This window comes from Amycolatopsis sp. NPDC004169, assembly GCF_040610315.1.
In the GTDB taxonomy this organism is placed as follows: domain Bacteria; phylum Actinomycetota; class Actinomycetes; order Mycobacteriales; family Pseudonocardiaceae; genus Amycolatopsis.
The window spans coordinates 36,547-62,310 of the sequence record NZ_JBEXMD010000054.1 but is presented as its reverse complement, the minus strand read 5'-3'; the positions used below and the strand labels follow the sequence as shown (position 1 = coordinate 62,310).

General features: G+C 73.0%; 25 protein-coding genes and 2 pseudogenes. 14 read left to right on the top strand and 13 right to left on the bottom strand.

Annotation, left to right across the window (positions count from 1 at the left end; genetic code table 11):
* Together ABZX11_RS42865 and ABZX11_RS42860 are read right to left on the bottom strand one after the other, a co-directional pair.
* Positions 1-94, bottom strand: a pseudogene (locus ABZX11_RS42865) (ROK family protein); the annotation flags it as partial.
* Between the two features lie 123 nt (positions 95-217).
* Entirely contained in the window at positions 218-1,114 is an 897-nt protein-coding gene (locus tag ABZX11_RS42860) for an ROK family protein (protein WP_176178240.1), read from the bottom strand.
* Positions 1,115-1,308: 194 nt separating this feature from the next.
* Here ABZX11_RS42860 and ABZX11_RS42855 point away from each other — a divergent pair, with 194 nt between their 5' ends.
* Positions 1,309-1,518, top strand: a complete 210-nt coding sequence (locus ABZX11_RS42855; protein ID WP_176175576.1) for a CbtB-domain containing protein — start codon at positions 1,309-1,311, stop codon at positions 1,516-1,518.
* Positions 1,519-1,536: 18 nt separating this feature from the next.
* Positions 1,537-2,295: a CbtA family protein gene (locus tag ABZX11_RS42850; RefSeq protein ID WP_354924288.1), complete on the top strand. Its 759-nt coding sequence runs from the start codon at positions 1,537-1,539 to the stop codon at positions 2,293-2,295.
* A gap of 348 nt (positions 2,296-2,643) precedes the next feature.
* Here the strand turns inward: ABZX11_RS42850 and ABZX11_RS42845 are convergent, their stop codons facing one another.
* Both ABZX11_RS42845 and ABZX11_RS42840 read right to left on the bottom strand, forming a co-directional pair.
* Complete coding sequence (locus ABZX11_RS42845) at positions 2,644-4,125, bottom strand: cobyric acid synthase (RefSeq protein WP_354924286.1); 1,482 nt, start codon at positions 4,123-4,125, stop codon at positions 2,644-2,646.
* Between the two features lie 304 nt (positions 4,126-4,429).
* Positions 4,430-5,443: a cobalamin biosynthesis protein gene (locus ABZX11_RS42840; protein WP_354924284.1), complete on the bottom strand. Its 1,014-nt coding sequence runs from the start codon at positions 5,441-5,443 to the stop codon at positions 4,430-4,432.
* 35 nt (positions 5,444-5,478) lie between these two features.
* Here ABZX11_RS42840 and ABZX11_RS42835 point away from each other — a divergent pair, with 35 nt between their 5' ends.
* The 6 genes and pseudogenes from ABZX11_RS42835 (at position 5,479) to ABZX11_RS42810 (ending at position 9,327) form a co-directional block, all read left to right on the top strand.
* On the top strand, positions 5,479-6,120 hold the full coding sequence (locus ABZX11_RS42835) for a bifunctional adenosylcobinamide kinase/adenosylcobinamide-phosphate guanylyltransferase (RefSeq protein WP_354924282.1): 642 nt from the start codon (positions 5,479-5,481) through the stop codon (positions 6,118-6,120).
* 13 nt (positions 6,121-6,133) lie between these two features.
* Positions 6,134-7,147: a nicotinate-nucleotide--dimethylbenzimidazole phosphoribosyltransferase gene (gene cobT, locus ABZX11_RS42830; RefSeq protein ID WP_354924280.1), complete on the top strand. Its 1,014-nt coding sequence runs from the start codon at positions 6,134-6,136 to the stop codon at positions 7,145-7,147.
* Positions 7,148-7,170: 23 nt separating this feature from the next.
* Complete coding sequence (locus ABZX11_RS42825) at positions 7,171-7,887, top strand: adenosylcobinamide-GDP ribazoletransferase (RefSeq protein ID WP_354924294.1); 717 nt, start codon at positions 7,171-7,173, stop codon at positions 7,885-7,887.
* Between the two features lie 71 nt (positions 7,888-7,958).
* Positions 7,959-8,075, top strand: a complete 117-nt coding sequence (locus tag ABZX11_RS42820) for an adenosylcobinamide-GDP ribazoletransferase (RefSeq protein WP_354924278.1) — start codon at positions 7,959-7,961, stop codon at positions 8,073-8,075.
* Positions 8,076-8,153: 78 nt separating this feature from the next.
* A pseudogene (locus tag ABZX11_RS42815) lies at positions 8,154-8,282 on the top strand (adenosylcobinamide-GDP ribazoletransferase); the annotation flags it as partial.
* 358 nt (positions 8,283-8,640) lie between these two features.
* A complete protein-coding gene (locus tag ABZX11_RS42810) occupies positions 8,641-9,327 on the top strand; it encodes a YafY family protein (RefSeq protein WP_254897212.1) in 687 nt (228 codons plus the stop codon).
* Here ABZX11_RS42810 and ABZX11_RS42805 read toward each other — a convergent pair.
* The 5 genes from ABZX11_RS42805 to ABZX11_RS42785 all read right to left on the bottom strand — a co-directional run bounded on the left by ABZX11_RS42805 (position 9,311) and on the right by ABZX11_RS42785 (position 14,644).
* Positions 9,311-9,667: a VOC family protein gene (locus ABZX11_RS42805; RefSeq protein ID WP_176175570.1), complete on the bottom strand. Its 357-nt coding sequence runs from the start codon at positions 9,665-9,667 to the stop codon at positions 9,311-9,313. The two genes, ABZX11_RS42810 and ABZX11_RS42805, sit on opposite strands and share 17 nt — an antisense overlap.
* 82 nt (positions 9,668-9,749) lie before the next feature.
* Complete coding sequence (gene cobC, locus ABZX11_RS42800) at positions 9,750-10,766, bottom strand: Rv2231c family pyridoxal phosphate-dependent protein CobC (protein WP_354924275.1); 1,017 nt, start codon at positions 10,764-10,766, stop codon at positions 9,750-9,752.
* The gene (locus ABZX11_RS42795) at positions 10,759-12,090 is read right to left on the bottom strand and encodes a cobyrinate a,c-diamide synthase (RefSeq protein ID WP_354924273.1); all 1,332 of its coding nucleotides are present in this window, start codon (positions 12,088-12,090) and stop codon (positions 10,759-10,761) included. The genes cobC and ABZX11_RS42795 overlap by 8 nt, the downstream gene beginning before the upstream one ends.
* A complete protein-coding gene (gene cobO / locus ABZX11_RS42790; RefSeq protein WP_176175567.1) occupies positions 12,084-12,698 on the bottom strand; it encodes a cob(I)yrinic acid a,c-diamide adenosyltransferase in 615 nt (204 codons plus the stop codon). The genes ABZX11_RS42795 and cobO overlap by 7 nt, the downstream gene beginning before the upstream one ends.
* Positions 12,698-14,644 carry a putative cobaltochelatase gene (locus ABZX11_RS42785; RefSeq protein ID WP_354924272.1) on the bottom strand — a complete coding sequence of 649 codons (1,947 nt, stop codon included), beginning with the start codon at positions 14,642-14,644 and terminating at the stop codon, positions 12,698-12,700. Before ABZX11_RS42785 ends, cobO begins: the two co-directional genes overlap by 1 nt.
* Positions 14,645-14,712: 68 nt before the next feature.
* Between ABZX11_RS42785 and cbiE the strand changes: the two genes are divergently transcribed.
* The 6 genes from cbiE to ABZX11_RS42755 are packed head-to-tail and all read left to right on the top strand — an operon-like array spanning position 14,713 to position 22,142.
* Entirely contained in the window at positions 14,713-15,888 is a 1,176-nt protein-coding gene (gene cbiE / locus ABZX11_RS42780; protein WP_176175565.1) for a precorrin-6y C5,15-methyltransferase (decarboxylating) subunit CbiE, read from the top strand.
* Entirely contained in the window at positions 15,885-16,646 is a 762-nt protein-coding gene (gene cobM / locus ABZX11_RS42775) for a precorrin-4 C(11)-methyltransferase (RefSeq protein WP_354924271.1), read from the top strand. Before cbiE ends, cobM begins: the two co-directional genes overlap by 4 nt.
* On the top strand, positions 16,643-17,659 hold the full coding sequence (locus tag ABZX11_RS42770) for a Gfo/Idh/MocA family oxidoreductase (RefSeq protein WP_354924269.1): 1,017 nt from the start codon (positions 16,643-16,645) through the stop codon (positions 17,657-17,659). The genes cobM and ABZX11_RS42770 overlap by 4 nt, the downstream gene beginning before the upstream one ends.
* On the top strand, positions 17,656-18,375 hold the full coding sequence (locus ABZX11_RS42765) for a cobalt-precorrin-6A reductase (protein ID WP_354924267.1): 720 nt from the start codon (positions 17,656-17,658) through the stop codon (positions 18,373-18,375). The genes ABZX11_RS42770 and ABZX11_RS42765 overlap by 4 nt, the downstream gene beginning before the upstream one ends.
* The gene (gene bluB, locus ABZX11_RS42760) at positions 18,372-19,031 is read left to right on the top strand and encodes a 5,6-dimethylbenzimidazole synthase (protein WP_176175561.1); all 660 of its coding nucleotides are present in this window, start codon (positions 18,372-18,374) and stop codon (positions 19,029-19,031) included. The genes ABZX11_RS42765 and bluB overlap by 4 nt, the downstream gene beginning before the upstream one ends.
* An 18-nt stretch (positions 19,032-19,049) precedes the next feature.
* Positions 19,050-22,142: an arabinosyltransferase domain-containing protein gene (locus tag ABZX11_RS42755; protein WP_176175560.1), complete on the top strand. Its 3,093-nt coding sequence runs from the start codon at positions 19,050-19,052 to the stop codon at positions 22,140-22,142.
* Positions 22,143-22,175: 33 nt separating this feature from the next.
* On the opposite strand, the gene ABZX11_RS42750 is transcribed toward ABZX11_RS42755, so the two are convergent.
* From ABZX11_RS42750 to ABZX11_RS42735, 4 genes are read right to left on the bottom strand one after another with little or no spacing between them, the layout of a single operon-like run.
* The gene (locus ABZX11_RS42750) at positions 22,176-23,678 is read right to left on the bottom strand and encodes a precorrin-2 C(20)-methyltransferase (protein WP_354924264.1); all 1,503 of its coding nucleotides are present in this window, start codon (positions 23,676-23,678) and stop codon (positions 22,176-22,178) included.
* Positions 23,675-24,298: a precorrin-8X methylmutase gene (locus ABZX11_RS42745; protein WP_176175558.1), complete on the bottom strand. Its 624-nt coding sequence runs from the start codon at positions 24,296-24,298 to the stop codon at positions 23,675-23,677. Before ABZX11_RS42745 ends, ABZX11_RS42750 begins: the two co-directional genes overlap by 4 nt.
* Positions 24,295-25,368, bottom strand: coding sequence for a precorrin-3B synthase (locus tag ABZX11_RS42740; RefSeq protein WP_354924262.1), 1,074 nt, complete (start codon positions 25,366-25,368; stop codon positions 24,295-24,297). The genes ABZX11_RS42745 and ABZX11_RS42740 overlap by 4 nt, the downstream gene beginning before the upstream one ends.
* A gap of 4 nt (positions 25,369-25,372) precedes the next feature.
* A complete protein-coding gene (locus ABZX11_RS42735; RefSeq protein ID WP_354924260.1) occupies positions 25,373-25,696 on the bottom strand; it encodes a DUF6191 domain-containing protein in 324 nt (107 codons plus the stop codon).
* Positions 25,697-25,764 lie beyond the last annotated feature (68 nt).

Here is a 25,764-nt window from a genome sequence, read left to right as displayed (position 1 = left end):
GGTGCGCGGCCAGCCACTCCCGCACCGGCTCCAGCACGTAGTCGGCCGCCGTGAACAGCCCGCCACCCAGCACGATCACCTCGGGGCCGAGCAGCCGGCCCGGTCCCGCAATCGGTGATCCTCCGGGGCAGCGAGTACTTCGTCATGCCATCACTGGCCGTCCTACGCGCGCTGGCCTATTCCGAAGGCCACTATCGGCGGCGTGGCCTCCGGCGTGTCAGGCCCGAAGCAGGTCGAAGGCCAGCAACCCGGCACCCAGCCGCCCGGCCTCGTCACCCAGCTCGGCGATCCGCAGCTCCGGCATCCGCTGGAAGGTCAGGTGCGCGGCCAGCCACTCCCGCACCGGCTCCAGCACGTAGTCGGCCGCCGTGAACAGCCCGCCACCCAGCACGATCACCTCGGGGCCGAGCAGCGTCAGCAGCGTCCGGATGCCGTGGCCGAGCCCGTCGAGGGCGTCCTGGACGACGGCGACCGCGACCTCGTCACCGCGGCGGGCGAGTTCGACGACCTCACGCGCCCCGTCGGCCGGCCGTCCGGTGCGCTCGGTGTAGCGCCGGGCGATCGCGGCCGCCGAGGAGATGGCCTCCAGGCAGCCGGTGGCCCCGCAGCCGCACTTGCCGGAGTGGCCGACGTCGATGTGCCCGACCTCACCGGCCTGCCCGTGCGCCCGGTGGATCCGCCCGTCGAGCAGCAGCGCGGCGGCGATCCCGGTCCCGACCGGGATGAAGGCGGCGTTCGTCGCCCCCCGCCCGGCCCCGACCCGGAACTCGGCGATGCCACCGGCGGTGACGTCGTGCCCGAAGGCGACCGGCAGCCCGAGCCGCTCTTCGAGCAGCTCGCCGAAGTGGACCTCGCGCCAGTCGAGGTTGGCCGAGAAGTGGCAGACGCGCGTTTCTTCGTCGACGATCCCCGGGACGACCACCCCGACGGCGGCGGGCTGCCCGGTCCCCGCCTGCTCGGCCAGCGCGGCCACGATGTCCACGGTCTGCGCGGCCAGCGCCGTCCCGTCCGCACTGCGGGCCGTCTCCGCGCGCAGTGCCGCCTTGGGCTGGAGCTGCTCGTCGAGCAGCGCCGCCTTGATCGTCGTCCCGCCCACATCGAGGGCAGCCACCATTCGAGTCACCGCGGCATTGTCACATTGACGGGCCCCGAAAGGGGGACCTACGCTCAACCGGCCAGACGAGGAGATTCCGGAACGCGGTGAAAGTCCGCGCGGTCGCGCCACTGTGACCCCCACCAGGGGGAAGCCAGACCCGGACCCTCGTGACCGACCCCGATGAGGCCGCGAAAGCCCGAGGAGGCCACGCCATGACCCAGACGGCAGCTCCCGCCGTTCCGCTCCCGATCCGCATCCCGATCCGTGAGATCGTGCCGTGGGCGGTGTTCGTGGTGCTCCTCGCCATGATCGCGTTGTACTTCGTGAGCGCCGAGCAGGGCGCGTTCGCGGTGTTCGCGAACAACTACGTCCACGAGTTCGTGCACGACGGCCGGCACCTGCTGGCCTTCCCCTGCCACTGATCGGCGGCACGCGCTCCCATGATGAAGACCTTGCTGGTCCGCGGCATGCTCGCGGGCCTGATCGCCGGTGTGCTCGCGTTCGGGTTCGCCTACGCGTTCGGTGAGCCATCGGTGAACACGGCCATCGGCCTGGAAGACTCTTCCGGCGGCGGCCACTCGCACTCCCACGACGCTTCCGCGCCTGCCACTCCAATGCCGGAAGAGGAAGAGCTGGTCCCCCGCGACATCCAGAGCACGCTCGGCCTGCTGACCGGCGTGCTGCTCTACGGCGTCGCCATCGGCGGCCTGCTGTCCCTGGCCTTCGCGTTCGCCCAGGGAAGGCTCGGTTCGCTACGCCCCCGCGTGACGGCGCTGCTGCTCACGGTGGGTGCGTTCACGGTGGTGTTCCTGGTGCCGTTCCTCAAGTACCCGGCCAACCCGCCGGCGGTGGGCCAGCCGGGCACGATCGGTTCCCGCACGGAGCTGTACTTCGGCTTCGTGGCGGTCTCGCTGCTGGTGGGCATCTTCGCGACGGTGTTCGGCCGGAAGCTGGCGGACCGTTTCGGAGCTTGGAACGGTTTTCTTCTGGCGGCGGCGGGCTACGTGGTGGTGATCGGCGTGGTGGCTTGGCTGATGCCGTCGGTCGACGAGGTCCCGGCAACGTTCCCGGCTTCGACGCTGTGGAGCTTCCGGCTGGCCTCGGTGGGCACGCAGGTGACGCTGTGGCTGGCGCTGGGCTTGGCGTTCGGAGCGTTCGCGGAGAAGGTGCTGAACCGCCGGACGCCGGTTCCTGCCTGAGGGTTCCTTTTGGCCGGCCGGAGTGCTGCAGGTGCTCCGGTGCGCGCGGCGGTGCTGGGGTGGGCTTCGGCACCGCCGCGCCCCGGGCCGGGTGTGTCCCACGACCGGCCCGGTTCAGCACCGCCGCGACCCGGACCGAGCCCAGTCCCGCGACCGGCCCGGTTCAGCACCACCACGCCCGGGGCCGAGTCTCTCCCGCAACCTGCCCGGTCCGGCACCGCCGCGCCGGTCAGGGCTTCCCAGACCGGTTCGGTTGCCCGGCCCGGTCGCGGGCCGGCGAGTGCCGCCGCGCCGGCCATCCGGCGTGAGCGATTCGGCCGAGCGGGCAGCGAGAGGCCGTCTCCCCGGCTACGGCGCCCCCGGCGGCACGAACGGCAGGCCCGTCGGCGCCCCGTGCTCCAGCAGCGTCCGGAGCGTCGCCGTGTCGAGGTGCTCGTCGATTGCGTCGGCGAGCTTGTCCAGCATCTCCTCGCGCAGCTCGCCGAACCCGGGCGCCCCCGGAGCCGGCGCCCACCCCACGCCGGCCTGCGCCGCCGCTTCGGTGAGCCAGGCGCGGCGGAAGGCGTCGTTCTCGAACGCGCCGTGCCACATCGTGCCCCAGACCGCCCCGGCGCGCTGACCGTCCAGAAAGGACTCCGCCGGGTCCGTCGCGGACACCGAGCCGTGGTGGATTTCGTAGGCGTCCACCGGGTGGCCCCGCCACGTTCCAGCAGGCCGGGCAAGTACCTTCTCCGCGGCGAACGTCACCCGCCCGGGCAGCAGCCCGAGGCCCGCCACCTCGCCCGCACCCGATTCCACGTCGTCCACAATGGAACCGGTGAGCATCTGGTAGCCCCCGCAGATGCCGAGAACGGGCCGCCCCGCGGCAGCCCGTGCCGCGACCGCCGTGTCCAGGCCGCGCTCCCGCAGCCAGGCAAGGTCGGCGACGGTGGCACGCGACCCGGGCAGCACCACGACGTCCGCCGCCGCGACGACGTCCGGGTCAGCGGTGAGCGTCACGGTGACCCCGGGTTCGGCGGCCAGCGCGTCGACATCGGTGGCGTTGGACGCGCGCGGGAACCGGACAACGGCGACACCGAGCCCACCACCAGGAGTTTCCCGCCGCCAGCCCGCCACGGCGAGGGCGTCCTCGGAGTCGATCCACACCCGGTCCAGCCACGGCAGGACGCCCAGCACCGGCCGTCCGGTGACCTTCTCGAGGCTGTCGAGACCCGGCCGCAGCAGGCCGACGTCGCCGCGGAACTTGTTGACCACCCAGCCCACGACCAACGCCTGGTCCTCGGCCGAGAGCAGCGCAAGGGTGCCGAACATCGCCGCGAGCACCCCGCCCCGGTCGATGTCGCCGACGACCAGCACCGGCAGCCCGAACCGCCGCGCGAGCCCCATGTTGACGTAGTCGCCCCCGCGCAGGTTGATCTCCGCCGGGCTCCCCGCCCCTTCGCAGACGACGACGTCATAGCGCGAGCGAAGATCTTCGAACGCCCCGAAGGCGATCTCGGCCAGCCCGGCCCGCCCGGTGGCGTACTCACCGGCTTCGAGCGTCCCGAACGGCTTCCCGAGCGCGACGACGTGACTCCGCCGGTCGCTACCGGGCTTGAGCAGCACCGGATTCATCGCCGCCTCGGGTTCGACCCGCGCGGCCCGCGCCTGCACCCACTGCGCGCGGCCGATCTCGGCCCCGTCGCCGCAGACCATGGAGTTGTTGGACATGTTCTGCGCCTTGAACGGCGCAACGCGCACTCCCTGCCGCGCAAGCCACCGGCAAATCCCGGCGGTGACGAGGCTCTTCCCGGCATCAGAGGTCGTCCCGGCGACGAGCAAGCCCCTCATCGCCGGTTGTCCACAGGGCTGCCGGCAACGGCGGAGTTGTCCACAGATCGCCGAACGGCAGTTTTGCCCCGCCGGGTCCCGATAGACTGGACAGGGGCCGCCCCCCAGGGAGTGGCGGGGGCTTGTCCGGGGCGGTTTGTCGCGGCCCGGGCCGCAGCAGTCGGGTATGCGCCGACCGGTCGCGACGTGCGGGTGCTCCGCCTTTTTCGGCCAGTGGGGATGCCGGGGCGAGGGGGGATCGACCTTGCCCAGTTGGCCGACGTCATGGCAGCCCCTTTCCGGCCGTCGGATGTCATGAGTGAGTTCATGACGTCACTCCGCGGCGGCTGGTGGCCGCCGGCAGCTGGGCTGAAGGCCGGCCGGTTCTTCTCTCGCCGGGGCGTTGCCAAGGAACGGCAGGGGCTGCGATGGCGGCGATGGCCACTGTGGCCAGGCCGACCAGGCGGGAGAGGCGGACGGCCCGGCGGAGGTCCGCCGGTTGGGGGTTGTGGCCGTTGCCGAGGTGGGAGCGGGTTTCGCTCTCGCCGTCGTAGGTGTTCGTTCCGCCTAAGCGGATGTTCAGTGCTCCCGCGAATGCCGCTTCCACCTGGCCCGCGTTGGGGCTGGGGTGACGGCCGCCGTCGCGGCGCCATACCTTCCAGGATTCGCGGGCTCGGGCTCCGGCGCACAGCGCGGTGAGGGCTGCCCCGATTCGGGAGGGCACCAGGTTGGCCATGTCGTCGGCGCGTGCTGCGGCCCAGCCGAAGCGGCGGTAGCGGGGTGAGCGGTAGCCGACCATTGCGTCGAGCGTGTTCAGCGCTCGGTAGCCCAGGAGGCCCGGCATGCCGGCGACGGCGCCCCAGAACAGCGGTGCGACCACGGCGTCCGACGTGTTCTCCGCGATCGACTCCGTCGCCGCTCGGGTCAGTTCCGCGGAGTCGAGCGTCGTCGCGTCGCGCGCGCACAGGTGCGAGAGCCTCTGACGCGCTTCGGGTACGTCGCCCGCTTCGAGCAGGCGGGCCATTTCGGCGCCTTCGGCCGCCAAGCCTCGGCCGCCCAGCACGACCCACGTGGATGCGGCAGTGAGGAGGAAACGAGCGAAGGGGCGTCGTCGCGTCGCCGTCTGAAGGGCGACGCCGAGGCCTACGGCGCTGAAGGTGCACAGTGCTGCGTACGCCGCTCCGCGTGGCTTCGAATCGGCCCACAGGCGGTGTTCCAGGCGGGCCGCGGCGGTGCCGAACAGGGCGACCGGATGGCCCGTTCGGGGGTCACCGAACAGAGCGTCGGTTACGTATCCGGTCACGAGTCCGGCCGCGGTTGTCCCTAGACGGAGTGGCACGTGGCGCACGGTAGCGCGTGCACCAGAATGCCGGTATGACTGTGCCCAATGTCGCCTCCGCGAAGAAACGTACGTCGGCGGGGCTGACGCACCGGCTCGCCGGGTATCTCGAAACCCTGGCTCGCGCCCTGCGCCGGTACGGGCGTGACGAAGGCAAGGTGCTCGTCCTCGGCGGGGTCCGCTCGGGGAAGTCACGGCACGCCGAGCGGCTCGTCGCCCACCACTCGCACCTCGTCTACGTCGCGCCCGGGCTCCCGGCGGGCGAAGACGATCCCGAATGGGCCGCGCGGGTGGTCGCCCACCAGGCGCGGCGGCCGGCGAACTGGAAGACCGTCGAGACCACCGACCTGGCCGGCACCCTGCGCACGGCGACCGAACCACTGCTGATCGACTGCCTCGGGACCTGGCTGTCCCGTGTGCTGGACGACGTCGGCGCGTGGCGGCAGCAGCCGGGCTGGGAGCACCGCCTGGACGACCGGCTCGAGGACTTCCTCGCCGCGTGGGCCGCGGCGCGGGTGCCGGTGGTCGCGGTCAGCAACGAGGTCGGCAGCGGTGTGGTGCCCGCAACGTCGTCCGGACGGCTGTTCCGTGATGTGCTGGGCGCACTCAACAACCGGGTGTCCGCCGACGCCGACCGGGTCGTGCTGGTCGTCGCGGGCCGGGCGCTCGACCTGTAGCCAGGAGGCGCCCGTGTTCGACGTACCCGTGCCCGATCCCGCCGCCCGCGCCGCCGCGCTGGAACGGCTCGACGGCCTGGTCAAGCCGCTCGGCGCGCTGGGCAGGCTCGAGGAGATCGCCGCCTGGCTGTCCGCGGCGCACGGCAGCGTCCCACCGCGGCCGCTGGACGACGTCCGCGTGGTCGTCTTCGCGGGCGACCACGGCGTGTCGGCGCTCTCGGCGTACCCGCGCGAGGTGACGGCGGCGATGGTCCGGGTGTTCCTGGCCGGCAAGAGCGGCGTCAACGTGCTGGCCGCCCAGGTCGGGGCGAAGGTGCGGGTGGCGGACATCGCCGTCGACTGGGACGGCGCGGACGTGCCGCCGTCGGTGACGGCGCACAAGATCCGCCGCGGTTCGGGCTCGATCGACGTCGAAGACGCGCTGCTGCCGGGCGAAGCCCAGGCCGCGTTCGAAGCGGGCCGGGCGATCGCCCTGGAGGAGCGCGACGCGGACGTGCTGATCCCCGGCGACATGGGCATCGGCAACACGGCGATGTGCGCGGCGCTGGTGGCGGCCTCCCTGGGCCTGCCGGCGACGGAGGTCGTCGGCACCGGGACGGGCGTGGACGCCGCGGGCCTCGAGCGCAAGACGGCGGCGGTCACGGCCGCCCTGGCCCGGACCGCGGGCCGGACGGAGGACCCCTTCGAGCGGCTGACGGCACTGGGCAGCGCCTGCGCCGCGGCGACGGCGGGCTTCCTGGTCCAGGCGGCGGTCCTCGGCATCCCGGTGCTGCTCGACGGCGTGTTCTCCGGCGCCGCCGCGCTGGTGGCGCGGGACATCGCGCCCGGGGCCGAGCAGTGGTGGCTGGCCGGGCACCGGTCGACGGAACCTTCCCAGGCGTTCGCGCTGAAGGCGCTCGGCCTGGACCCGATCCTGGACTTCGGCCTGCGGCTCGGCGAGGGCAGCGGAGCCGTCCAGGCCGTCCCCACGCTGCGGGCGGCCCGGGCCATCCTGGCCGACATGGGCCTGCTGGCCGACTTGACGTGAGCCGCTGGCCGGACTCCGCGCGGATGGCCGTCGGGACGTTGACCACCGTGCCCGTCCCGGCGCCCCGCGTCATCGACCGGCGGGTGGCCGGCGGCGCCATGCTGCTCGCTCCTCTGGCCGCCCTCCCGCTGGCCGTGGCCGCCGGGCTCGTCGTCGCCGCCGGGCAAGCAGCTCACCTCCCGGCGCTGGCCACCGCCGCACTCGCGCTCGGGGCCGTCGCGCTCGGCAGCCGGGGGCTGCACCTCGATGGGCTCGCCGACACCGCCGATGGTCTCGGCGCGTCCTACGACCGCGCCAAGGCGCTCGACGTCATGCGCCGCGGGGACTCCGGGCCCACCGGGGTCGCCACCCTCGTGCTCGTCCTCCTCGTCCAGGTCGGAGCCCTGACCGCCGCCAATCCCGTGACGGCGGCCGCGGGCGTGCTCGTCGGCCGGTGCACGCTTTCCATGGCCTGCGCGCGGGGCGTGCCGACGGCTCGGCCGGACGGTCTCGGCGCGACCGTCGCCGGCTCGGTGCCGCGCGTGGCCGCGATCGCCGTCGGCCTGGCCGCGGCCGGGCTGGCCGTGCTGCTGCCCGGGCTGCCGTGGTGGCGGGGGCCGCTCGCTGTCCTCCTTTCCTACGCCGTTGCCGGCGCGCTCCTGTGGCGGTGCACCAAGCGGCTCGGCGGCATCACCGGGGATGTCCTCGGGGCCACTGTCGAAGCCGCCGTGGCGACTGCGCTGGTGGCGCTGTCGGCCTAGGGCCGCCGCCCGATCCGTGTGTCGGCTGCCAAGGTGGCGGGAGCCGCTCGCTGTCCTCCTTTCCTACGCCGATGCCCGGCGCGCTGCTGTGGCGGTGCACCAAGCGGCTCGGCGGCATCAACGGGGATGTCCTCGGTGCCGCTGTCGAAGCCGCCGTGGCGACCGCGCTGGTGGCGCTGTCGACTTAGGGCCGCTGCCCGGCGCCCGATCCGTGTGCCCTGCCGCGGCGGCAGCGGGAGGTGCTCGTGCTCCGCTGCTGGGCCCACCTGTCCTACACCTATGCCGGCGCGCAGCTGTGGCGATGCACCAAACGGCTCGGCGGCATCACCGGGGATGTCCTCGGGGCCGCTGTCGAAGCCGCCGTGGCGACCGCGCTGGTGGCGCTGTCGACCTAAGGCCGCCGCCCGGCGCCCGATCGGTGTGCCGGCTGCCGCGGCGGCAGAGACGCTCAGCGGCTCCCGCGGCATCGTCGAGACCTGCACCGCGCCCTGAGCCCGGCGATGGCCGGTCGCCCTGCTGATGGCGACCGCCGCGAACAGAGCTCGTGGCCGCGCCGCCCGAGCCGGAGCTCGCAGCCCGGGTGGGACAACCGCGCACCAGGAAGGTGCGATGACGCTCACCCCACCAGCCGACGCAACGTCCCGCGATCGCCCCGGCCAAGTGGGCCGGTTCCGCCTGCGGACCGGCGCGACGGCGTTCGGGCACCTCCACGAGTAACCGAAATTGTCGTACCCCCTCCCTACCGTGATCCCCGTGAACCGAACCGATCGTCTCTACGCCCTCGTCGAAGAGCTGCGTGCCGTTGCGCCGCGGCCTCGTAGTGCCCGGTGGCTCGCTGACCGGTTCGAGGTCAGCGTTCGTACCGTCGAGCGGGACATCAGCGCCCTGCAGCAGTCCGGCACGCCCATCTACGCCGAGGCCGGGCGGACCGGTGGGTACTGCCTCGACAAGGCGCACACGATGCCGCCGGTCAACCTGACGCCCGCCGAGGCCGTCGCCATGGCCTTGGCGCTGAGGCATCTCGATGGCACCCCGTTCCGGGCGGAAGGCCGCTCGGCGCTGCGCAAGCTGGTCGCCGCGATGCGGCGGGAGGACGCCGACGCGGCGAAGAACCTCGCCGCCTCTGTCCACCTGCTCGGCAGCGGTCCCATCCCGCCCATGCCGCCCGTGCTCAACATCCGCCGCGTGCTGCGCATCCGGTACACCGACCGCGAGGGCGCCGTCACCCGGCGGGAGGTCGAGCCGCTCGGCTACGTCGGCAAGCCCGAGCACTGGTACCTCGTGGCCTGGTGCCGGCTGCGCGGGGAGATCCGGGCGTTCCGCACCGACCGGATCGTCTCCTTCACCGTGACCGCCGAGGTGCCGCCCCTTCGCCGGCTGCGCCCCGAGGACCTCGAAATCCCCTACGGCGATGTCCAGCAGCTCACTTTGGCGGGGTGAACACCGAGAAGTGGTTGCCCGCCGGGTCGAGCACGTGCGCGAACGTCACGCCGACGGGGTTGACGCTCGGTGGCCGCAGCACCTGCCCGCCGGCTTTCTCGACCTGACGGCAGGTGGCCTCCACGTCCTCGACCAGGACGGTGAAGACCGCGTAGTTCTCCTGGCCCGTGAAGAGGCCGCCGCGTGAACCGCCGGTGTCGATGACGCGGTAAGCGGCATCGGTGCTCGCCGAATCGTCCTGCGCGACCTTCCAGCCGAAGACCTCGCCGTAGAACCGTTCGGCGGCCGCCGGCTGGTCGGTGCCGATCTCGAACCAGGCGACGTCGTTGAACCCGGGCATTGTCGTTCCTCTCGCTGCCACACCGGGCGTTTCCCGGCTTCGCCCAGTTTCGGCGGCGGTGGCGACAACCCCCTGTCGGTGTTTACAAGATTTTCCGGAGCGCGGCCAGGAACGCATCGGTGGTCGCCCGGTCGCGCACGGCCAGCCGCAGGTGGTCCGGGCCGAGGCCGGGGAACGTGTCCCCTCGTCGCACCGCGTAACCCGCCTCGCGCAGCCGCGCCCGCACGGAAGCTCCTTCGGGCACGCGCACCAGCACGAACGGGCCGCGCGGATCACCCAGCACGTCGACACCCGAAGCAGCCAAGCCCGACACCAGGTACTCGCGGTCCGCTTCCGCGGCCACCGCCAGCTTCTCCGCCTCCTCCAAAGCGGACGGACGGCAGCAAGCGACCGTCGCCACTCCGGCCAAGGTGGACACTGACCACGGCACCTGCACCGCCCGCAGCCGCTCGATGACGTCCGCCGAGGCGAGCACGTACCCCGCCCGCAGCCCGGCCAGGCCCCACGTCTTGGTCAGGCTGCGCAGCACGACCACGCCCGGGTGGCCGGCGGCCAGGCTCTCGACTTCGCCGGGAACCGCGTCGAGGAACGCCTCGTCCACCACGAGCAGCCGCCCGGGCCGGGCCAAGGAACGCAGGGCCGAAGCCGGGTGCAGCACCGAGGTGGGATTCGTCGGGTTGCCGACGAACACCAGGTCGGCGTCGGACGGCACCGCACCGGGGTCCAGCACGAAACCGTCCGCTTCGGACAGGATCACCCGCGAAACCGGGTGTCCCGCCGCTCGCAACGCGGCCTCCGGTTCGGTGAACTGCGGGTGCACGACGACCGCACGATCCGGCAGGAAAGCCGAGGCCAGCAGCGTGAAAGCCTCTGCCGCGCCCGCGGTGACCAGTACCTCCGAAGAAGCACGACCGTGACGCTCGGCCACCGCGGAAACCGCATCCACAGTGGATGGATAAGCCGCCAAGGAATCCAAAGCAGACGCGAGTTCGTCCCGCATCCAGGCAGGTGGCCGCGGCAGGCGGACGTTCACCGCGAGGTCTACCAGCCCCGGACCGACTTCGCGATCGCCGTGGTGATGAAGGTCGTAATCAGGCATACGCCCGCACCTGCGCGGCGAACCGCTGGGCCAGCTCGGGATACCCCGCCCAGTGGATGTGCAGGTAGGACGCGTGCAGCGTCGGCGACGCGAAGCCGTCCAGCTGCCGGTCCCAGCCCCAAGCCGCCGAAGCGCCGTGCGACGGCGTCACCTCCGTGCGGTGGAACTCGTGCCCGGTGACGCGCTGCCCCGCCGTCGCGAGCAGGTTGTCCTCCACGGCGACCGCGCGCCGGTAGCCGAGCTTGCCGCGGGCGGTCATCTTGGCGTCCGCGGGCACCGCGCCGACCATCGGCACGTCGTCCAGGGACTGGCACAGGTACAGCAGCCCCGCGCACTCCGCGCTCACCGGCATGCCGCCCTCGATGGCCGAGGCGACCGCGGACCGCAACGCCGTGTTCGCCGACAGCTCGGCCGCGTGCACCTCGGGGAACCCGCCGCCGAAGTACAGGCCGGCGCACCCGTCGGGCAGCGCCTGGTCTCGCAAGGGATCGACGTCCACGACGGAAACCCCGCAGGCCGCCAGCAGCTCGACGTTCTCGGTGTACCGGAACGTGAACGCCGGACCACCGGCGGCGGCGACGGTCACTTGTGGACCGTCCACCCCGGACGGTTCCCACGGCGGCACCGAAAGCCGCGACGCACCGGAAGCGATCCGGACGATCGCTTCGAGGTCGACGCCGTCCCGCACCCACGCGGCCAGTGCGGGCAGCACGTACTGCGCCTCCGCGGCCCGTTCCGCCGCCGGCACGAGCCCGAGGTGCCGGCTCGGCGCGTGGATCTCTTCGTTGCGGTACAACGCGCCCAGCAGCGGGACGCCGGTGGCTTCCAGCGCGGACGCGATCTCGTCGCGGTGCCGCTGCGAGCCGAGCTTGTTCAGGATGACGCCGGCGAGCCGGACGCGGTTGTCGTAGTGGGCGAAGCCGAGCACGGTCGCGGCGACACTGCGGGACGCGGCCGAGGCGTCGACGACCAGCACCACCGGCGCGTCCAGCACCCGCGCCACGTGGGCCGTCGAAGCGTAGCCCTCGGTGCCCAGTGCCCCGTCGAACAGGCCCATCACGCCTTCGATCACGGCGATGTCGGCGCCGTGGGATCCGTGCCGGAGCAAGGGAACCAGCCGGTCCTCGCCCTGCAGGAACGGGTCGAGGTTGCGCGCGGGACGCCCGGTGGCCAAGGCGTGGTAGCTCGGATCGATGAAATCCGGCCCGACCTTGTGCCCGGACACCCGGTGCCCGGCGGCGCGCAGCGCGGCCATCAGCCCGGCGGCGACGGTCGTCTTGCCGTGCCCGGAGCCGGGCGCGGCGACGACCACGCGCGCTACCACTCGATCCCCCGCTGGCCCTTCTGCCCGGCGTCCATCGGGTGCTTGACCTTGGTCATCTCGGCGACCAGGTCGGCGGCCTCGACGAGCTCCGGCGGCGCGTACCGGCCGGTGATGACGACGTGCTGGTGGCCCGGCCGCGAGACCAACGCGGACACGACGTCGTCGACCTCGAGCCAGCCCCATTTCAGCAGGTAGGAGAACTCGTCGAGGACGTAGAAGTCGTGCGCCTCGGCCGCGAGCCGCCGCTTGATCTCCGCCCAGCCCTCGCGGGCGTTCGCGGCGTGGTCCTCGTCGGTGCCGGACTTGCGCGCCCAGCTCCAGCCCTCGCCCATCTTGTGCCACTCGACCGGCCCACCCTGGCCGGTGTCGTCGTGCAGCTTCCCCAGCGCCTTGAACGCGGCCTCCTCGCCGACGCGCCACTTCGCCGACTTGACGAACTGGAACACGCCGATCGACCAGCCCTGGTTCCAGGCCCGCAGCGCCATCCCGAACGCAGCCGTCGACTTGCCCTTCATCTCGCCGGTGTGCACGGCGAGCAGCGGCCGGTTGCGGCGCTGGCGCGTGGTCAGGCCGTCTTCCGGCACCACCGACGGTTTCCCCTGCGGCATCAGGCGGCCCTTCCGGTCCGGGCGCGGACGGCGCCCGCCAGCGATTCGGCGGCGACGTCGGCGAGCGGGACGTGTTCCGCGCCGAGGTGGGCGGCGAGGTCGGCGGCGAGGCCGAGCCGCATCTTGCCGCTCTCGCAGTCCATGACGATCGTCGTGACGCCGTTGAGCAGCCCGGCCGCGGCCTGGGCGCGCGCGACGGCGTCGGGGCCGCTGGTGGCGCGGCCGTCGGTGACGACGACCAGCAGCGGACGGCGCCGCGGGTCACGGATCTCCTCGACCCGCAGCACGCGGGCGGCTTCCAGGAGTCCTTCGGCCAGCGGCGTCCGGCCGCCGGTCGGGAGGCCTTCGAGACGGGACGCGGCCGCATCGACGCTGATCGTCGGCGGCAGCGCGAGTTCCGCGGCGTCACCGCGGAAGGTGACGAGCCCGACCTTGTCCCGCCGCTGGTAGGCGTCGAGCAGCAGCGACAGGACCGCGGACTTGACCTCGCGCATCCGCGCCTTCGCACCCATCGATCCGGACGCGTCGACGCAGAACAGGACGAGGTTGCCTTCACGGCCTTCGCGCAGCGCGTAGCGGACGTCCTCCGGCCGCAGCTTCAGGCCGGCGCCGGCGCGTCCGCGGGCTTTCTGGTGCGGTGCGGCGGCTTTCACGGTCGCGACCAGGTGGGGACGGCCTTCGCGGACGCTGGCGGGCTGGACGCCGATGGTCCGGCCGCTGTCGGTGATCGCGCGGGAACGGCGGCCACGCTCGCCTTCGCCCATGCCCTTGACGCGGAAGACGCGGGCCTTGAACGTGTCGCCGGCCCCGACGGTCTTCTGCCGGCCACCACTGGGTTTCGGCTCGCCCTGGGGTGCGTTCTCGCTGCCCTGCGGCGGCTCGGGCGCTTCCGGCGGCGTCGACCCCGAGCCGGGGCCGTCGTCCTCGGGACCGGGGTCCGGCTGGGCGTCCTGGAGGGCCTGCTCGAGCTGCTCTTCCGAGATGCCGGGCGCGTCGAACGGGTTGCGGCGGCGCCGGTGCGGCAGCGCGAGCCGCGCGGCGACGCGGACGTCGTCGGTGGTCACCTCGTCGCGGCCGGACCAGGCCGCGTGCGCGACCGCCGTGCGCGCGGTGACGATGTCCGCGCGCATGCCGTCGACCTCGAAGGACGCGCAGACCTCGGCGATCTGCCGCAGAGCCTCGTCGGGGAGCTTGACGGCGGGCAGAAGCCGTTGCGCCGCTTCGATGTCCGCGGCGAGCCGGGCATCTTCCTCGGCGTACTGGGCGGCGAAGGCGTCCGGATCGGCTTCGTAGGCGAGGCGACGGCGGACGACCTCGACGCGCTGCTCCGGGTCACGGCTGGAGGCGACCTCGACGGCCAGCCCGAACCGGTCCAGCAGCTGCGGCCGCAGCTCGCCCTCTTCGGGGTTCATGGTGCCGATCAGCACGAAGCGTGCGGCGTGTGACACCGAAACGCCCTCGCGCTCGACGGTCGCGCGGCCCATCGCGGCGGCGTCCAGCAGCGTGTCGACGAGGTGGTCGTGCAGCAGGTTGACCTCGTCGACGTAGAGAAGCCCGCGGTGCGCTGCGGCCAGGAGGCCGGGCTGGAAGTCCGTGACGCCTTCGGCGAGCGCGCGTTCCAGGTGCAGGGAGCCGATGACGCGGTCTTCGGCCGCGCCGACGGGCAGCTCGACCAGCTTCGCGGGCCGCCGGTGGCTCTTCGCGGCGTCGTGCGGGCCGTCCGGGCAGAGCGGGTCGGGAGCCGCGGGATCGCAGGAGAACCGGCAGCCGTCGACGACGTCGACCCGCGGCAGCAGGCCCGCGAGCGCGCGGACCATGGTCGACTTCGCGGTGCCCTTTTCGCCGCGCACCAGCACCCCGCCGACAGCGGGCGAGATCGAGGACAGGACCAGCGCCAGGCGCAGGTCCGGCAACCCGACGACGGCGGTGAACGGGTACGGCTTCAACAGCGCTCCTCCAGCTCGGCGACCGGCCGATCATCGCACAGCGCCTGCCTCGCTTAGGGTGGGAAATCGTGCGCGAAACATCACGTCCACCGGCTGCCGGAGCGGACCGCCTGACCGTGGTCGGGATCGGGGCCGACGGCTGGTCCGGGCTGTCGGAACAGGCGCGGGCCGCGGTGCTCGCCGCCGACGTCGTGCTGGGTGCGCCCCGGCAGCTGGGCTACCTGCCCGAGGACGTCCCGGCGCGGGCGTGGCCGACGCCGTTGCTGCCGGGCCTGGACGCGGTCATCGCCGAGCACGAAGGCGCCCGGATCTGCGTCCTGGCCAGCGGAGATCCGTTTTTGTCGGGGGTGGGTGCCACACTGGTGGCCCATGGATACGAGGTCGAGGCGCTGCCCGCGCTCTCGTCGGTGACACTGGCCCGGGCACGGCTGGGCTGGTCCGCCGAGGAGACCGAGGTGGTCACCATCGTCGGCCGGTCGTCGGCCCGCGTCGCCCGGGTACTGGCGCCGCGCCGGCGAGTGCTCGTCCTGGGTGCCGACGCGCCCGCTTTGCGCTCCCTGCTCACCGTGCGGGGTTACGGCGAGAGCGAACTGATCGCGTTGGAGAACCTGGGCGGGCCCGACGAGCGCATCTCCGACGGCTGGGCCGGCGATCCCGGACCGCTGACGGTGTTCGCGCTGGCGTGCGCGGGTCCGGCGTTGCCGCTGATCGGCATCCCGGACGACGTGTACGCCCACGACGGGCAGCTGACCAAGCGCGACCTCCGCGTGTCGGCGCTGGCCCGCCTCGCGCCGAGTCCCGGCGAGCTGTTGTGGGACGTCGGCGCGGGCGCGGGCAGCGTCGGCATCGAGTGGTCGCGGATGCACGGGCTGAACCGTGCGGTCGCGATCGAACGCTCTCCGGAGCGGGCCGAGCGGATCGGCCGGAACGCATTGGACCTGGGAGTACCGGAACTGGAGGTGGTGGCGGGGGAAGCACCGGAAGCGCTGAGCGCGCTGCCCGCGCCGGACGCGGTCTTCATCGGAGGCGGCGTCACGGCGCCGGGCGTACTGGACGCCTGCGTGGCCACCGGCGCACGAGTGGTGGCGCACGGGGTGACGCTGGAGGCCGAGCAGGTCCTGGCCCGCGCGTACGAGGAGTACGGCGGGGAGCTGCTGCGGATCGGTGTGGAGAAGGCGGCGCCGCTGGGCGGCTTCACGGGCTGGACGCCGGCCCGGGTCGTGACGCAGTGGAGCAGCCGGTGACCGTGCACTTCATCGGCGCCGGGCCCGGCGCCGCCGACCTCATCACCGTGCGCGGCCGGGACCTGCTCGCCCGGTGTGGTGTCTGCCTCTACCCGGGCAGCATGACGCCTCCGGACCTGCTCGCGTACTGCCCGCCCGGGGCCGAGCTCGTCGACACGGCGAACCTCAGCCTCGAGCAGATCGTCGCGAAGCTGGTCGAGGCGCACCGGGCCGGGCACGAGGTCGCGCGGCTGTGCTCGGGCGATCCGTCGCTCTACAGCGCCGTGGCCGAGCAGGTGCGGCGGCTCGACGCGGCCGGGGTTCCCTACGACGTCGTCCCCGGCGTGCCCGCCTTCGCCGCTTCCGCCGCCGTGCTGAAGCGGGAGCTCACCGTGCCCGAAATCGGGCAGAGCCTGGTCATCACCCGGGTTCAGGCGCGCTCCACGAAGATGCCGTCCGGCGAAACCCTCGCCGCCTTCGCCGCGACCGGGGCCACGCTCGCGCTGCACCTCGCCATCAACCACGTCGAGCGGGTGGCCGGGGAACTCAAGCCGCACTACGGCGATGACTGCCCTGTCGCCGTCGTCGCGCTGGCGAGCCAAGCCGGGGAAACGGTCGTGCGCGGGGTGCTCGGCGAGCTGCCCTCGCTGGTCCGCGAAGCCGGGATGACGCGCGCCGCCACCATCTTCGTGGGGCGGGTGCTCGCCGCCACGGACTTCCCCGACAGCTTCCTCTACTCGAGTGCCCGTGACCGGGCGAACCAACCGGAGTCGTTGTGACGGAACTGCGCTGGGGCCTGCTGGCCGCCGGGACGATCGCCGCCCACTTCGCCGCGGGCGTCGACGAAAGCAAGCACGGTGTCCTCGGCGCCGTCGCGGCGCGGGACGCCGGGCGCGCGCGGGAGTTCGCCACGCGTTTCGACATCCCGAAGGCCTACGGCAGCTACGAAGAGCTCCTCGCCGACCCCGACGTCGACGCCGTGTACGTCTCGACGCCGCACGCGCTGCACAAGCAGTGGGCCATCGCCGCCGCCGAAGCCGGGAAGCACGTGCTGTGCGAGAAGCCGCTGACGATCACCGCCGCCGATGCCGAGGAGGTGATCGCCGCGGCCCGCGCGAACGACGTCTTCCTGATGGAGGCGTTCATGTACCGGCTGCACCCGCAGACGCGGCGGCTGGCCGAGCTGATCTCCTCCGGTGCCATCGGCGAGGTCCGCGCGGTGGACACCACCTTCTCCTTCGACAGCAACCCGGAGGAGACCGCCCGGCTGAGCGATCCGGCGCTCGGCGGCGGCGGGATCCTGGACGTCGGCTGCTACTGCACGTCGCTGGCGCGGCTGGTCGCGCAGGCCGCGACCGGGCAGGACGTCGTCGAGCCGTCCGAGGTCAGCGGGATGGCGCACCTGTCCGCCACCGGCGTCGACGAGTGGGCGACCGGCCTGCTGCGGCTGCCCGGGGACATCCTCGCGACCATCTCCTGCGGCATCCGGCTGACCCGCGAGGACGGCATCCGCGTCTTCGGTTCGGCCGGGCAGATCCACATCCCGCAGCCCGCGTGGATCCACCCGCTGCGCAAGCCCGGCGTCTCGGAGATCATCCTGACCCCGGCCGGCGGCGAGCCGGAGGTCATCGAAGTCGAAGCCACCCAGGGCGTCTTCGCGCGCGAAGCCGACCACGTCGCCGCGCACGTCGAAGACCGGCAGGCCCCGGAGCTGACCTGGGCGGAGACCCTCGCCAACCTGCGTACGCTGGACCGCTGGCGCGAGGCCGTCGGCTACGGGCGTCCCTCGTGATCCTCATCCTCGGCGGGACCGGCGAAGCCCGGCAGCTCGCCGAAGCGCTCACCACGCGCGAAGTGCGCGTTGTGTCTTCGCTGGCGGGGCGTGTCGCGCGGCCGAAGCTGCCCGTCGGCGAAGTGCGCGTCGGCGGCTTCGGCGGCCCGGAAGGTCTCGCCGCGTACCTGCGCGAGAACCGGATCGACGCCGTCGTGGACGCGACCCACCCCTTCGCCGAGCGCATCGGCGCGAACGCGGCGAAAGCGGCCGAGCTGACGAAGACTCCGCTGCTCCGGCTCGCACGGCCGGGCTGGCAACCGGGTCCGCAGGACGTCTGGCACTGGGCCGACGACCTCGCCGACGCCGCCCGTCAGCTCCCCCACCTGGGCAACCGCGTGTTCCTGACCAGCGGCCGCCAGGGTCTGCCCGCCTTCGCGCACCTCGACGACCTGTGGTTCCTGATCCGCTGCGTCGACCCGCCCGAGCCGCCGCTGCCGCGGCACCACGAGCTGATCCTCGCCCGCGGACCGTACGAGGTGGCCGCCGAGCGGGAGCTGCTCGGCCGGGTCGACGTCCTGGTCACCAAGGACTCCGGCGGCGCGCAGACCAGCGCGAAACTGACCGCCGCCCGCGAACTCGGGAAGCCCGTCCTGGTGGTCCGGCGGCCGCCGCGGCCGCGGACGGAGACCGCCGAAACCGTCCCCGCCGCCGTCGAATGGGTCCTGCACCGATGATCGAAGAGTTCTACGAAGTCCTGCGCAAGCGACGGGACGTCCGCGGCGAGTTCACCGGCGAGCCGATCCCCGAAGCCACGCTGACGCGGATCCTCGAGGCCGCGCACGCCGCGCCGAGCGTCGGGCTCACCCAGCCGTGGGACTTCGTGCTGGTCGACGACGTCGCGACGCGGGAGAAGTTCGCCAAGCACGTCCACGACGAGCGCGAGGTCTTCGCCGGGCAGCTCGCCGAAGACCGGGCGAGCACCTTCGCGAACATCAAGATCGAGGGCATCCTCGAGTCGAGCCTCGGCATCGTCGTCACCTACGACCCGGCGCGCGGCGCGCCCGACGTGCTCGGACGGCACGCCATCGCCGACGCCGGCCTCTACTCGGTGTGCCTGGCGATCCAGAACCTCTGGCTGGCCGCGACCGCGGAAGGCCTTGGCGTCGGCTGGGTCAGCTTCTACCGCGAGCCGTTCCTCGGCGAGCTGCTCGGCATCCCGGACGGCGTCCGCCCGGTCGCGTGGCTCTGCGCCGGACCGGTGAGCAAGCTGGAGACCGTGCCCGACCTGGAGCGCCACGGTTGGCGGAGCCGCCGTCCCCTGTCCGCGGCGATACACCACGGGCGGTTCACCCCGCGTGACCCGGGGGCTGCGTCAGCCGCCGACGTCTGACCCGTTAGCGTTGCGCCGATGCGTCTGATTGCCGTAGCGCTGGGGTTGCTCTCGGCCTTGTGCGCGCTGGCTTTCCCCTTCCTGCCGGTGGTGCAGGACACGGCGGAGGTCGTCTGGCCGACCGGCAGCGACACCCGCTCCGTCAACGCGCCCTTGACCGGGTACTGGGCGCAGGACCTGCGTGCCGAGCTGCCGTGCGCGACCATCCGTTCGGTCGACGCCCGGACGAACGGTCCGGGCCTGCTGTTCGCCACCGTGCCGGACGGCCGCACCGACCCGAACGCCGGCAAGGGCGTCGGCCTGCAGCTGCGCATCGACAACGGCGTGCTGTTCGCCTCCAGCCAGGGCCAGCAGATCGCCCAGCAGCCGCTGCCCGCCGAAAAGTGCGACGTCGAGCTGGACGTCGACGCGACGCAGATGACACTGGCCGTGGCCGGGACGCCGATCTTCCACACCGGAGGCGACGTCCGCCCGCGCCTGGTCGGCATCTACTCGTCGATCAACTCGAGCAAGGACCCGATCACCGGCCTGCACGTCTCGGTCGTGCCGGACACGCGGTACCAGACGTCGCCGACCGCGCTGAAGATCGTCGTCGGCGTGCTCGCCGTGCTGTCGCTGATCGGCTGCCTGATCGCGGTCTGGCGCCGCGACTCCGGCTTCGCCCGGCGCGCGCCGCGCTGGGCGCCGGTCGGCTGGTGGCGGCTGACCGCGCGGGACGCCACGGTGATCGTCGCGCTGGGCGCGTGGGTCTTCATCGGGCCGGTGACCTCGGACGACGGCTACATCCTCACCATGGCCCGTGTCACCGAGGCGACCGGCTACCTGACGAACTACCACCGCTGGTTCGGCGTCGCGGAGGCGCCGTTCGGCTGGTTCTACCACGTCTACGAGCTGATGACGCACGTCAGCACGGTGCCGCCGTGGATCCGGCTGCCGTCGTTCCTGCTCGGCGTGCTCAGCTGGCTGCTGATCAGCCGCGAGGTGATGCCGCGGCTGGGCAGCCAGATCCGCACCAGCCGCCCGGCCAGCTGGGCCGCCGCGACGGTGTTCCTGATCTGGTGGATGCCCTACAACAACGGCGTCCGGCCGGAACCGGTGGCCGCGCTCGGCTCGCTGCTGGCGATCTGCGCGGTCGAGCGCACGCTGGTGACGCGGCGGCTGCTGCCGCTGTGCCTCGGCCTGACCGCGGCCGGGTTCACCCTGGCCGCGACGCCGACCGGGCTGATCGCGGTGGCGCCGTTCCTGGTCGCCGCGCGCCCGCTGTTCAAGCTGGTCCGCCAGCGCGCGAACGAAAGCGGCTGGCTGCCGGTGCTCGCGCCGGTCGCCGCCGCGGGGCTGCTCGTGCTGGTCGTCGTGTTCGCCGACCAGACGTTCGCGACCGTCCAGGAAGCCACCCGGATCCGCACCCAGGTGGGCCCGAACCTGTCGTGGTTCCAGGAACTCGCGCGCTACCAGCTGCTGTTCGCCGACCTGCCGGACGGCTCGGCGCCACGCCGGTTCCCGGTGCTGCTGGTCGTGCTGTGCACCGCCACCTGCCTGGTGGTGCTGCTGCGCCGCAGCCGGATCCCCGGCGCGGCGCTGGGCCCGGCGCGACGGCTGATCGGCACGACGGCACTGTTCTTCCTGCTCCTGGCCCTGACGCCGACGAAGTGGACGCACCACTTCGGCGCGTTCGCCGCGGTCGGCGCCTCGATGGCGGCACTGGCCGCGCTCGCCACCAGCTCGACGGTGCTGCGGTCCCAGCGCAACCGCGCGGCCTTCCTCGCCGCGCTGCTGGTGGTCGCCGCGCTGGCCGCGACCGGGCCGAACACCTACTGGTTCGTCTCCCGCCTCGGCGTCCAGTGGACGAACGTGGCGCCGTCGATCGGCGGCATCCCGCTGTCGACGATCCTGCTGGCCGCGGCCGCGATCGCCGGGATATACGCGTTCGTCGAGAACGTCCGCGCGCACCGGCCGGGCCTGCCGGCCCAGCCCCAGGAAGGCCGGCTGCGCGCGCTGCGGCTCGGGTCGCTGTCGCTGGTGGTGGTCTGCGGCCTGGTCGCGGCGGGCGAGTTCGTCACGATGGCGTGGGCGATCCACAACCAGTCCGGCAGCTACAGCCTGGGCGCGGCGAACGTCGGGCACCTGTTCGGCAAGAGCTGCAACCTCTCCGACCACGTGATGGTCGAGCGCGACGCGGCGACGAGCATCCTGCACCCGCAGGCCGAGCAGCGGACCGTGGCGGAGAAGCCGAAGGAGACCGACTCGCCGCTGCCGAACCCGGACTCCGACAACGGCCGCGTCCAGACCGGCTTCCACACGCGCCCGGTCGACGACAAGGACCCGCTGGCCGAGCCGCCGCACGGGTTCACGCCGGAGAAGGTGCCGATGTGGTCGAGCTACCTCGACCCGGAGACGCGCGCCGGCCGGCTGCGCAGCGACTGGTACGCGCTGACGGAGAAGCCGGCGGACGGCCAGATCGTGGTCGCGACGGCGGGGGCGGCCCGCCGCCCGACGTCGGTCAGCCTCGACTACGGCGTCGACACCCCGGACGGGGTGAAGGTCCTGCGCAGCCAGTTCATGCTCCCGCCGGGCGCGGGCACCAACGGCTGGAACGACACCCGCATCAACCTGCGCGACCTCCCGCCGGAGACGAACGCGGTCCGCATCAACATCGTCGACAACGACCTGACGGAGGACGGCTGGATCGCGGCGTCGGCCCCGCGCGTCCCGACGTTCACGACCCTGACCGACCGCATCGGCTCGAAGCCGGTGTACGTGGACTGGCCGGCGTCGTTCGTGTACCCGTGCGTCCAGCCGGTGACGTCCCACGACGGTATCTCCCAGGTCCCGGACTACCGCATCACGGCGGGGGGCTTGGCGGACGAGGCCCAGTGGGCGTCCTCGACGAACGGCGGCCCGATCGGGTGGCTGGAGGAGCTGGCGGAGGAGCCGGAGGTGCCGAGCTACCTGATCGGCCAGCCGAGCCAGTCGTGGGGGCAGCTGCTGCAGATCGAGCCGTTCACCGAGGGTATCGCGCCGACGGTGGTGCACGGGGAGAAGACGGTGCCGGGCTGGTGGTCGCCGGGTCCGGGGCCGCGGCAGCCGAACGGCAAGGACCCGACGCGCTGACGAGGTGAGGCCGGGCCGGGGCCCGGCCTCACGTCAGTAACTGCGGGGCGTCCAGACGATGCCGTTCTCCGCTCGGGTGCGCGACGAGCCCACGATCAGCAAGCAACGCATGTCCACCGTGGACGGATCGAGCTCACCCAGTGTCGTGATGCGGATGTCCTCCTCCGGGCCGCCCACGTCCCGGGCCACGACAACCGGCGTAGAAGCAGCGCGGTGGCGCAACAGAACCTCACGCGCGTCCGCCAGCTGCGTCGTCCGGGTACGCGAAGCGGGGTTGTACAACGCCAGCACCAGGTCCGCCGCGCCCGCCGCCTCCAAGCGCTTCTCGATGACTTCCCACGGCTTCAGCCGATCCGACAGCGACAGCACGCAATAGTCGTGGCCCAGCGGCGCGCCCACCCGGGATGCCGCCGCCTGGGCCGCTGTCACGCCCGGGACGATCCGGACGCGCACTCCGGTGCCGTGGCCCGCGGCGACTTGCTCCAGGACCGCCGACGCCATCGCGAACACCCCCGGGTCACCCGAGGACACCACCGCGACCCGGGCCCCGGCGGCAGCCAACGACAACGCCTCGCGCGCGCGGTCCGCTTCCACCCGGTTGCCCGATGCGTGCCGCTGCTGGCCCGCCTTCTGCGGGACCCGCGCCACATACGGCCCGTAGCCGACGATGTGCTCGGCCGCCGAAAGCTCCGCGGCCGCCTCGGGGGTCAGCCACTCGGGGCCGGCCGGGCCCAGGCCCACGACGACGACCTCGCCACCGGACGCAGGGACACCGGAAGCAGGGACCGGAGCAGGCGAAGGCGGAGCAACCCGGGACGCGTAAGCCGGCGAAGGCAGCAACGCCAGTGAGAAGTACGGCACGGACGCAGGGTCCACCGAGGCCAGTGGCTCGATCCGCTGCTGCCCCCACGTGGCCCGCTCGACGAAGACGGCGTCGTCCAGCTTTCCCGCCTCCGCGAACGCCTCTCGCACCGACGAGAACGTCCGCCCCAGCTTCAGCACCGCCGCCGCCTCGGTGTCCGCCAGGCGGCGGGCCAGTTCCGGGGCCGGGAGCGTGCCCGGGAGGACCGTCAGCACCTCGTCGCGCTGGACCAGGGGGCGGCCGATGACCGATGCCGCCGCGCTCACCGATGTCACGCCCGGGACCACCACCGCGTCGAAACGGCCCGCGAGCCGCTCGTGCATGTACATGTACGAGCCGTAGAAGAACGGGTCGCCTTCGCACAGCAGGACCACGTCGCGGCCCGCGTCGAGGTGCTCGGCCAGTCGCTTCGCGCTCAGCTCGTAGAAGTCCGCGATCGCGCCTTCGTAGCCGCCCGGGTGGTCGGTCGTCTCCGTCGTCACCGGGTAGACGAGCTTCTCCTCGATCTGCCCCTCGCGCAGGTACGGCTCGGCGACCGAACGCGCGATGCTCCGGCCGTGCCGCGCGCAGTGGTACGCGATCACCGACGCCTCGGAAATCAAGTGTGCCGCCTTGACCGTCATCAGTTCCGGGTCGCCGGGGCCGAGCCCGACGCCGTAGAGCGTGCCGGTCATTCCTCTGCGCTCGCAAGGGCGTTGATCGCCGCGACGGCCATCGCGCTGCCGCCACGGCGGCCGTGCACCACCAGGTAGGGCGCGGGCGCCCGCTTGGCGAGCTCCACTTTGGACTCCACCGCGCCGACGAAACCGACCGGGACGCCGATGATCGCCGCGGGCGCGCCGACGCCTTCGTCGAGGATCTCCAGCAGGCGGAACAACGCCGTCGGCGCGTTGCCGATCGCCACCACCGAACCGGGCAGCTTGTCGCGCCACAGTTCCAGTGCCGCGGCCGAACGCGTGGTGCCCATGCGTTCGGCCAGCCCGGGCACCGCCGGGTCCGACAGCGTGCAGAGCACTTCGTTGTCCGCAGGCAGGCGACGGCGGGTGACGCCGCTGGCGATCATCTGCGCGTCGCACAGGATCGGCGCGCCGGCCTCCAGTGCCGCGCGGCCGGACTCGACGACGTCGAGCGTGTAGCGCAGGTCGTCGACCAGATCGACCATGCCGCAGGCGTGGATCATCCGGACCGCCAGGCCGGCCACGTCGTCGGGCAGGATCGCCAGGTCCGCCTCCTCGCGGATCGTGGCGAACGAGTGCCGGTAGATCTCGGCACCGTCCCGCAGGTAGTCGATCACAGCTTCCCTTCCATCTCGTCGAGCGGCACCCAGCGGCCGTCGATGCGGTAGCCCCCCGCTTCGGCGACAACGTCCACATGGGACTGCGACGGCTTCCCGCACCGCCGTTCGCAGCCCGAGAAGTGCGCACGCAGACCCGGCCGGAACACCGCGTCGGCCCGGACGTCGGCGCGCGACTTCGCGCAGCCGGGACGGCCGGTGCACGCGGTGGTCCCCAACGCCTCGCCGCCGAAGCCCAGCCGCGCGAAGACGTCGGCGGGCACGTCCGGCAGCACCACGGACTTCCACGGCGTGACCACCGCGGTCCCGAACTCCGCCAGCGCCCGCGCCTGCGCGGCGGACAGCTGCCCGAAGCGCGGCACGACACCGGCCGCGAAGCCGCCGTCCCGCTCGATCAGCCCGGCCGGGACCCGGGCGTCGGCATGCGGCACCGGTGTCCCGCGCCAGGCCGGGTCGTCGAGTTCGGCGACGCGCCACGCGGAACCCCGCACCCGGCCGAACTCCAGCGCGACCTCGACGAGCGCCGCGACGGCGTCGGCACGCGCCACCCGCCGTCCGGTGTCACCGCCGGCGAGCAGCAGTGTTCCCTCGGCCGGACCGGTGGCCAGCCAGCAGACGTCGGCGCCTTCGCCGGCTACGTCACCGCGGCCGTCGTCGAAGGCGAAGAGGAACCGCCCGGGCAGCGCCGCCAGCTCCGGCGTCGAACACAGCGCGGCATCCAGCGAAGCCGCGAGACCGCGGACGTCGGCGAGGCCGCCGCGCACCCCGCTCAGCGGCGACGCGAGAACGTTGCGGACCCGCTCGTGCGACGGCGACGGCAGCAGGTCGGCGTCGGTCAGCCGGGCCGCGAGACCGGGGCGGGTGACGCCGCGGAGCTGGACGTTGCCGCGCGAAGTGAGGTGGAGGTCGCCGTCGCCGCACGCTTCGGCGGCGTCGGCCAGCGCACGCAGCTGCACTGCGGAAATCGTGCCGCCGGGCAGCCGGACCCGGGCCAACGGCCCGTCGGCGGCGTCGTGCGTTGCGAAAACACCGGGGCACGCGTCGGCTCGCACACGTGCTGGGGTCGGCATGGGGTCACTGTAGCTGGCGGTTCGGCGGGTCCGGCGGGTCCGGCGGGTCCGAACGGGGCCGGATCCGGGCCGTTCCGGCGTCCAGGTCCACGTCACGCCAGGGTGGCGCGCCTTCGGCGTCCTGCTCGACGAGCATCGACATCGTTTCCCGGTGTTCCAGCTCACGCCGTTTGGTCCCGTAGAGGAAGGCGGTGGTCTCCTCGATGTAGGTGGCGGACAGCCGCGCCTTGAAGCGCGAGCCGTCCTTGCGCGGGCGCAGCTCGATCGCCGCCATGATCAGCAGGACCACCACGCCGCCCGGGAGGGCGAGCCCCAGCCAAGTTCCCATGCCCGGCGAACCGGGTGACCGCGGGTCAAGTTCCCGGGGCAGCAGAACTCTCGTGAGATGTAGTAGGT